The organism is Massilia glaciei (assembly GCF_003011895.2).
GTDB lineage: Bacteria > Pseudomonadota > Gammaproteobacteria > Burkholderiales > Burkholderiaceae_D > Telluria_A > Telluria_A glaciei.
Map to the genome: position 1 here is coordinate 43,795 of NZ_PXWF02000235.1, position 6,807 is coordinate 50,601.

The 6,807-nt window shown below is 69.2% G+C and carries 8 protein-coding genes; all 8 read right to left on the reverse strand.

Annotated elements, in window-relative coordinates; translation table 11 throughout:
• Nucleotides 1–74: 74 nt before the first annotated feature.
• Entirely contained in the window at nucleotides 75–1,256 is a 1,182-nt protein-coding gene (locus tag C7C56_RS14550) for a DUF418 domain-containing protein (protein WP_106758096.1), read from the reverse strand.
• Between the two features lies 1 nt (nucleotide 1,257).
• Nucleotides 1,258–2,535, reverse strand: coding sequence for an NAD(P)/FAD-dependent oxidoreductase (locus C7C56_RS14555; protein ID WP_106758097.1), 1,278 nt, complete (start codon nucleotides 2,533–2,535; stop codon nucleotides 1,258–1,260).
• Complete coding sequence (ldcA, locus tag C7C56_RS14560) at nucleotides 2,528–3,448, reverse strand: muramoyltetrapeptide carboxypeptidase (RefSeq protein ID WP_106758098.1); 921 nt, start codon at nucleotides 3,446–3,448, stop codon at nucleotides 2,528–2,530. Before ldcA ends, C7C56_RS14555 begins: the two co-directional genes overlap by 8 nt.
• Nucleotides 3,445–4,395, reverse strand: coding sequence for an alpha/beta fold hydrolase (locus tag C7C56_RS14565; RefSeq protein WP_106758099.1), 951 nt, complete (start codon nucleotides 4,393–4,395; stop codon nucleotides 3,445–3,447). Before C7C56_RS14565 ends, ldcA begins: the two co-directional genes overlap by 4 nt.
• 10 nt (nucleotides 4,396–4,405) lie before the next feature.
• Nucleotides 4,406–5,212, reverse strand: a complete 807-nt coding sequence (locus C7C56_RS14570) for an esterase/lipase family protein (protein WP_106758100.1) — start codon at nucleotides 5,210–5,212, stop codon at nucleotides 4,406–4,408.
• A 122-nt stretch (nucleotides 5,213–5,334) separates the two neighbouring features.
• Nucleotides 5,335–5,811 (reverse strand): tRNA adenosine(34) deaminase TadA, encoded by a 477-nt coding sequence (gene tadA / locus C7C56_RS14575; RefSeq protein ID WP_106758101.1) that lies wholly within the window; start codon nucleotides 5,809–5,811, stop codon nucleotides 5,335–5,337.
• Nucleotides 5,804–6,250 (reverse strand): 6-carboxytetrahydropterin synthase QueD, encoded by a 447-nt coding sequence (gene queD / locus C7C56_RS14580; protein WP_106758102.1) that lies wholly within the window; start codon nucleotides 6,248–6,250, stop codon nucleotides 5,804–5,806. The genes tadA and queD overlap by 8 nt, the downstream gene beginning before the upstream one ends.
• 12 nt (nucleotides 6,251–6,262) lie before the next feature.
• Nucleotides 6,263–6,807, reverse strand: a 545-nt coding sequence (queE, locus tag C7C56_RS14585; protein WP_106758103.1) for a 7-carboxy-7-deazaguanine synthase, incomplete at its 5' end; no start/stop codon positions are given.

Genomic DNA, 6,807 nt, shown 5'->3' on the forward strand with positions numbered 1-6,807 from the left:
GAAGCCCTTAAAAGCGAAGATTTAACCGACTATTTTACCATTGTGCGGTGCACACGGCCGGATCGCCCCCAAATTCAGGGCCGCCGCCCGATCCCGGCCATGGTGTGGCGGCGCCACAGCGCCTCGACCGGCCCCTGCGCGTGGCGCGCCAGCCACCAGTGGCTCCAGCCCGCCTGCAGCGCCATGACGCACAGGCAATACATGAACAGGCCCGCGTATGGCAGGCGCGCGCCCAGCCCGAGGCCGACGCCCTGCAGCAGCGCGACGCCGAGCACCGACTGCATCAGGTAGTTGCTCAGCGCCATGCGCCCGACCGGCGCGAGCCAGCGCGCGAGCCCGGCCCGGCGCGCGAGCATGACGGTGGCCACGTAGCCGGCCGCGAGCAGCGGCCCGAACCAGGGCAGCGCCACCGCCATCGCCCACCCGGCCGCGCCGGCCGCCTGCGGCGCGCGCGCGTCGCCGAGCGCGACGAAGCCCCACAGCAGATTGACGGGAAGGCCGACACCGAGACCGATCCTCTGGACCTTGCGCCAGAAGGCCCGGTGGCGCGCCGGCCGGGTCAGGTAGCCAAGCCGCACCGCCATCACGCCGAGCAGGAACAGCAGCGCCAGTTCCGGCACGATGAACAACATGCCGAACAAGGAAACCGCATAGTCCCGCGCCCGCAGGGCGAAGGCTTCGGGCCATCCACCCGTCGTATAGGTGGCCATGTCGGCCAGGGCCAGGTTGATCTCGGCGCGCAGGTCGGCCCCGTCCAGGCCCAGCGTCGGCAGCAAGACGATGAAGAGCAAGCCCAGATTGCCGACAAGCAGCCAGCGCAGGCAGGTGCGCACCGTGCGCAGGCGGCTCCCCGCCAGTCCCAGCACCAGAAAACCCGTCACCGCGTAGGCCGCGAGGATGTCGCCGAACCAGACCAGGAATCCATGCGCCAGTCCGCACCCGAGCAGCCAGCCGAGCCGGCGCCGGTAGAGCGCCTTGGCGCCGGCCCAGTCGCCCAGCGCGCGCCAAAGCGAGCGCGTCTGCAGCGCGAAGCCGGCGCCGAACAGGAACGAGAAGATCGGATAGAACTTGGCCTCGGCAAAGGCGGCGGTCAGGAGGATGACCAGCTGGTCGAACAGGGGCGCGGCGGCCGCCTGCACCCCGTAACGGTAGCTGGAGGCGCCGTGGACCATCGCCCACACGTTGACCAGCAAGATGCCGAACACGGCGATCCCGCGCAGGGTGTCGATGCGCTCGAGGCGCGCGGCGGGCGCCATCCTACTGCCGCATCCAGTCTCGCAACTCGTAGTACCAGTAGGCCAGCTGGGCCGCGTAGAGGCCGGCCGCGCCGCCCGTCGAGGGCAGGCCCCAGGGCGCGAAACGGGCCAGGTCGACGCGGTCGCCGCGCATCGCGGCGGCCAGCACCTCGCCGGCCAGCGTGGTCGGCCCGACGCCGTGGCCGCCGAAACCCATGCCGTACCACAGGCCCTCGGGCAGGCGCCCGATCTGCGGCATCTTGTGGCGGCCGTAACTCATCATGCCGCTCCAGGCGTAGTCGACCCGGGTGCCCGCGAGCTGCGGATAGACCTTGAGCATGTCCTGGTACAGCATGCGCGCGACCTCGCCGGCGCCGCGCGCGCGGATCGAGATGCGCCCGCCCCACAGCAGCCGGGTGTCGGCCAGCGGACGGTAATAGTCGAACGCGAAACGGGTGTCGTAGACGGCCGCGCCGGTGCGCACGGCGGTGCCCAGGCGCTCGCCGAGCGGCTCGGTCACCATCACATAGGTGGCGATCGGCAGCACCGCGCTCGCCAGGCGCGGATAGAGCCGCTCGATATAGCCGCCGCAGCACACCACCAGTTCGCGCGCGCGCACCTGGCCGCGCGCGGTCTTGACCAGCCAGCCCCCGCCGTCGGGCGCGATGCGCACCACCTTGCTGCGCTCGTGGACGCCGATGCCGACATCGTCGAGCGCGCGCGCCAGCCCGCGCGCGTATTTGAGCGGATGGAAATGGAAGGCGTCGGGCTCGAACAAGCCGCCGAAATAGCGTTTGGTCGCGAGTTTTTCGGCCAGCTCGGCGCGGCCCACGCGCTGCCACTCGACGCCCATGCTGTCGGCCATGAAGCGCCGGCGCTGGTCGAGGATGCGCTCGTCGTCGAACCAGTTGGCCAGGTAGATGCCCTCGTGGCGCGCCTCGCACTCGATGCCGTAGCGCGCGATGCGGCGCCTTATGTGTTCGACCGCGTCGACCGTGAGCTGGTACAGCTTGCGCCCCTCGGCCGGCCCGACCGCGTCGACCACGCTGCGCTCGCCGAGCGAAAAACCGCCGAACACGAAGCCGCCGTTCAGGCCCGAGGCGCCAAAGCCGATGCTCTCGGCCTCGAGCACGATCATGTTTTTCTCGCCGCGCTCCATCAAAGACATGGCGGTGCCGAGGCCGGCGAAGCCGCCGCCGATGATGCACACGTTGCAGTCGTGCTGGCCCTCGAGCCGCGCGTAGCGCGGCGCCTTGGACCCGTCCTGGTAGTAGCTCTGCCCCGGCAACGGCTCAGTCATGGGGCAGCGTCGGATAGTCGCGCATGGTCAGGGCGAAGCCGGTGGCGTCGGACGACAGGCGCGCCATGGCGCCGAACGGAATCGTCACGCGGCGCGCCGTGTGCCCGAATTCGAGGCCGCCAAGCACCGGGATGGGCAGCGTCTCGCGCAGGTAGGCGAGCATGGTCTCGAAGGCGTAGCCGTTGTCGGCCGGGCTCAGCTGGTAGGAGGAGAAGTCGCCGAGGATCAGCGCGCGCTGGCGCGCCAGCACGCCGGCCTGGTGCAGTTGCAAGAGCATGCGTTCGACCCGGTAGGGATGTTCGTTGACGTCCTCGACGAACAAGATGCCCTGCTCGACATGGGGAAAATACGGGGTGCCGAGCAGCGACACGAGCATCGCCAGGTTGCCGCCCCAGATCTTGCCCTCGGTTTCGAGCTCGGGGTTGCCCAGCGTGTCCGTCAGTATCTGGTGGGTCGGACCGGCCAGGCAGCGCCAAAAGCTCTCGAGCGTGAAGTCGACCGGCTCGAGCGGCGCGCCGAAGTCGCCGAAGAACATCGGCCCGGTCATGCTGCCGGCGCCGGTGCGCGCCAGCAGCGCCATCTGGAAGGCGGTGAAGTCGCTGAAGCCGACGAAGATCTTGCCGCTGGCGGCCATCGCCTCGAAGTTGATGTGCGGCAGCAGGCGCGTCAGGCCGTAGCCGCCGCGCAGCGCCATCACGATCCGCACCGCGGGGTTGGCGGCGGCGGCGGCCAGTTGCTCCAGGCGGGCCTGGTCGGTGCCGCCGAAACGCTCGAACACCTGGTCCGGGTCGTAGTAGTTGTGTACGCTGAAGCCGCGCGCGCCGAGCCGCGCGATGCCCCGCTCGATCGCTTCGTCGCCGCGCGCGTAGCCGCTCGGCGCGACGATGGCAATGCCGATTTTCTTTGTGATCACTGTTTTTCGAATAGCCGCAGGGTGGAGTCTGGCGACATATTACCGTGCGCATGGGCATCTATCAAGGCGAGCAGGCGTTCGATCAGCTGGGCCGGCAGATCGTGGCCCATGCCCTCGATCAGCACCAGGCGCGCGCCGGGCACCTTGTCGGCCGTGTCGACGCCGCAGGCGGGCGGCACCAGCGGGTCGGCCGCGCCGTGGATCACCAGCGTGGGCGCGCGGATCGCTGCGAGCAGCGCGCTGCGGTCGCCATGGGCGATGATCGCGTGCATCTGGCGCGCCACGCCGCCGGCGCAGACATTGCGCCCCATCGCGCGCGCGATGCGCGCGCGCAGCACGGCCGGCGGGGTCGGATAGGCCGGGCTGCCGATCGCGCGCATGATCTGGAACATGTTTTCGCTCATGTTTTCGCCCATGTCCTCGACCCGGCCCTCGTGGTCGCGCGCCCCGGCCGTGCGCCGCATCAGGGCCTTGCGCGCCGCCTTCGACGGCCCCGGCAGGCCGCGCCTGCCGCTGCTCGACATGATCGAGGTCAGGCTCAGCACGCGCCCGGGGTGGCGCGCGGCCAGCGTCTGGGCGATCATGCCGCCCATCGAGGCGCCCACCACATGGGCCCGCGCCACGCCCAGCGCGTCGAGCACGCCGAGCGCGTCGGCGGCCATGTCGTCGAGCGTGTAGACCGGCTTGACGGGCAGGCGCAGGAAGGATTTGATGATCGCCAGCGGCACGCTCGGGATGCCGGCGGCGTCGAATTTGGTCGACAGGCCGCTGTCGCGGTTGTCGAAGCGGATCACATGGAAACCCAGTTCGGCCAGGCCGTCGACCAGCTCGTCGGGCCAGGCGACGAGCTGCATGCCCAGCCCCATGACCAGCAGCAGCGGCAATCCCTTGGGGTCGCCGCTCGCCTGGTAGCTGATGTCGATGCCGTTCGAGGTCAGCGTGGGCATGGCGTGGCCCTCAGTAGAAGCCGAAGAAGGGGTTGGGCCAGGACGCGCGGCCCGGGTCGAGGAACAGCAGTTTTTTCAGGCCGGTGTGCGCGGTGTGGTCGAAGCGCTTCCATTTGCCCTCGGGCTGGGCCAGCCGGTCGGCGATCGCGTACAGCGCGGTCGGGTTCATGCCCATGCCGACGTGGCTGGCCTGGACCTCGATGTTCTCGGACTTGGCGGTCTCCTGCTCGACGCTGCATTGCCAGGCCACCACGCCGTCGCTGCGGCTGAAGATCGAGGTGGTCGGCACCTTGGGCGCGACGCGCAGCGCGTCGAAGCGCGCCTGGTCGATTTCCTTCTCGCCCGACACGAGCCGGTAGACGCGCCAGGCGTTGGTCGCCTTGGGGTTGCCCGTGAAGGGCGAGCCGAGCGTGATGACCAGGCGCACGTCCTTGGGCAGCATTTTGGCGATTTCGCGCGCGTAGACGCCGCCCAGGCTCCAGCCGACCAGGCTGACGCGGCAGCCGTGCTCGGCGCGCAACTGCTTGACGCGCTCCACGCAGGCCTCGAGCACGCCCGGGCGCGGCCCGAAATTGAGGCCCTGCTCCCAGGCGTAGGCCTGGTAGCCCTGCCCCTGCAGGAAGCGGCGCATCACGGCGGTGGTCATGTCGCCGGCGGCGAGGCCCGGAAACACCAGCACCGGGTGGCCGTCGCCGGCGGGGGCGCCGCGCATGAAGGGCAGCGAGGCGAGCGCGACGCCGAGCTCCCAGGGCGCGCGCATTTCGAGCGCGAGGCGAACCAGGCCGGGTGCGGTTTCTTCGATAGTAGGTTTGGTCATGTTGCGTGGCAAGCTGGTCTCCTGTCGCCATTGCGCGCCGGAACAAGGCGCCGCATGGCCCGCTTATATCTTTATGGTCTAAATAGCATACCATTTTTGGCCGCGCCGGTCCCGCCCCGCCCTCACACCGGCGGCGGCGGCGGGCGCGCCGCCGCGCGCCGCTGCGCGAAGAAGCGCTTGAGCATGCCGCCGGCCTCCTCGGCCAGCACCCCGCCGACCAGCTCGGCGTGGTGGTTGAGTTTCTCCTGGTCGAACAGATTGAGCACCGAGCCGCAGGCGCCGGTCTTGGGATCGGTGGCGCCATAGACCACGCGCGCGATGCGCGCGTGCATCATCGCCCCCGCGCACATCGCGCACGGCTCGAGCGTGACGTACAACTCGCATCCGGGCAGGCGGTAGTTGCCCAGCCTGGCCGCAGCGGCGCGCAGGGCGACGATCTCGGCGTGCGCGGTCGGGTCGTGGCTGCCGATGGGCGCGTTGCGGCCGACGGCGATGACTTCGCCGTCGCACACCACGACCGCGCCGACCGGCACCTCGCCCTGCTCCCAGGCCAGCTGCGCCTGCTCGAGCGCGAGCGCCATGAAGCGCTGGTCAGGCATCGGTGATCTCGGCCCAGCAATTGGGCGTCTCGTGCAGCACCAGCTTGTGCAGGCGCAGCCCGGTACCAAAGCGGTCACTGTAGGCCGCCTTCAGGATGCCGAACGCCACCTGCGCCAGGTTCTCGACCGTGGGGATGCGGTCGATCACGACCGTCTTGTGGCCCGGCAGCGAGGCGAGGAATTCACGCACCTTGTCATCCTTTTCGTAGACGATGAAGGCGTGGTCCCAGATGTCGACTAGATGCTCCTTGGCCAGCGCCTTGATGTCGGAAAAATCCATGATCATGCCGTTGTCGGAGTTGCCCTCGACTTCGATCACGGCCCCGGTCAGGGTGATCTCCAGGGTGTAGCGGTGGCCGTGCAGGTTGCGGCACTGGCTTTTGTGGTCGGGAATCCGGTGGCCGGTGTCGAATTCGAGCTTGCGTGTGATCGTTAGCATGGGTGCCTGGGCTTAAGGTATGTGTAAAAGTTTGTGGGTCTGCAGGCTCAGGTTCCACCTGGGATTGCGTTTGCAGGTCTCGATCGCCAGGCGCGTGTTGAATTGGGCCAGCGGGCCGTCCATCGGCTGCACAAAAAAATGCTCGAAATCAAGATGCTCATAGGCGCGCAGGTCCTGCCCGGTCTGCGGAATGACGACCTTGATCTCATCGCCCTTGTGCACCACCAGGGTGGAACCCATCTTCGGGCTCACGCAGATCCAGTCGACCCCGGCCGGCACCGGCAGCGTGCCGTTGGTCTCGATCGCGATCGTGAAGCCGGCCGCGTGCATGGCGGCGATCAGGGCGGCGTCGAGCTGCAACAGCGGCTCGCCGCCCGTGAACACGGCATATTTGCGGGCCGGGTAGGCGGCGGGCCAGAGGCCGTCGATGCGCGCGGCCAAATCGACCGCCTGCGCGAACTTGCCGCCGCCCTCGCCGTCGGTGCCGACGAAATCGGTGTCGCAAAAGCGGCACACGGCGCCGGCGCGGTCGCTCTCGCGCCCGGTCCACAGATTGC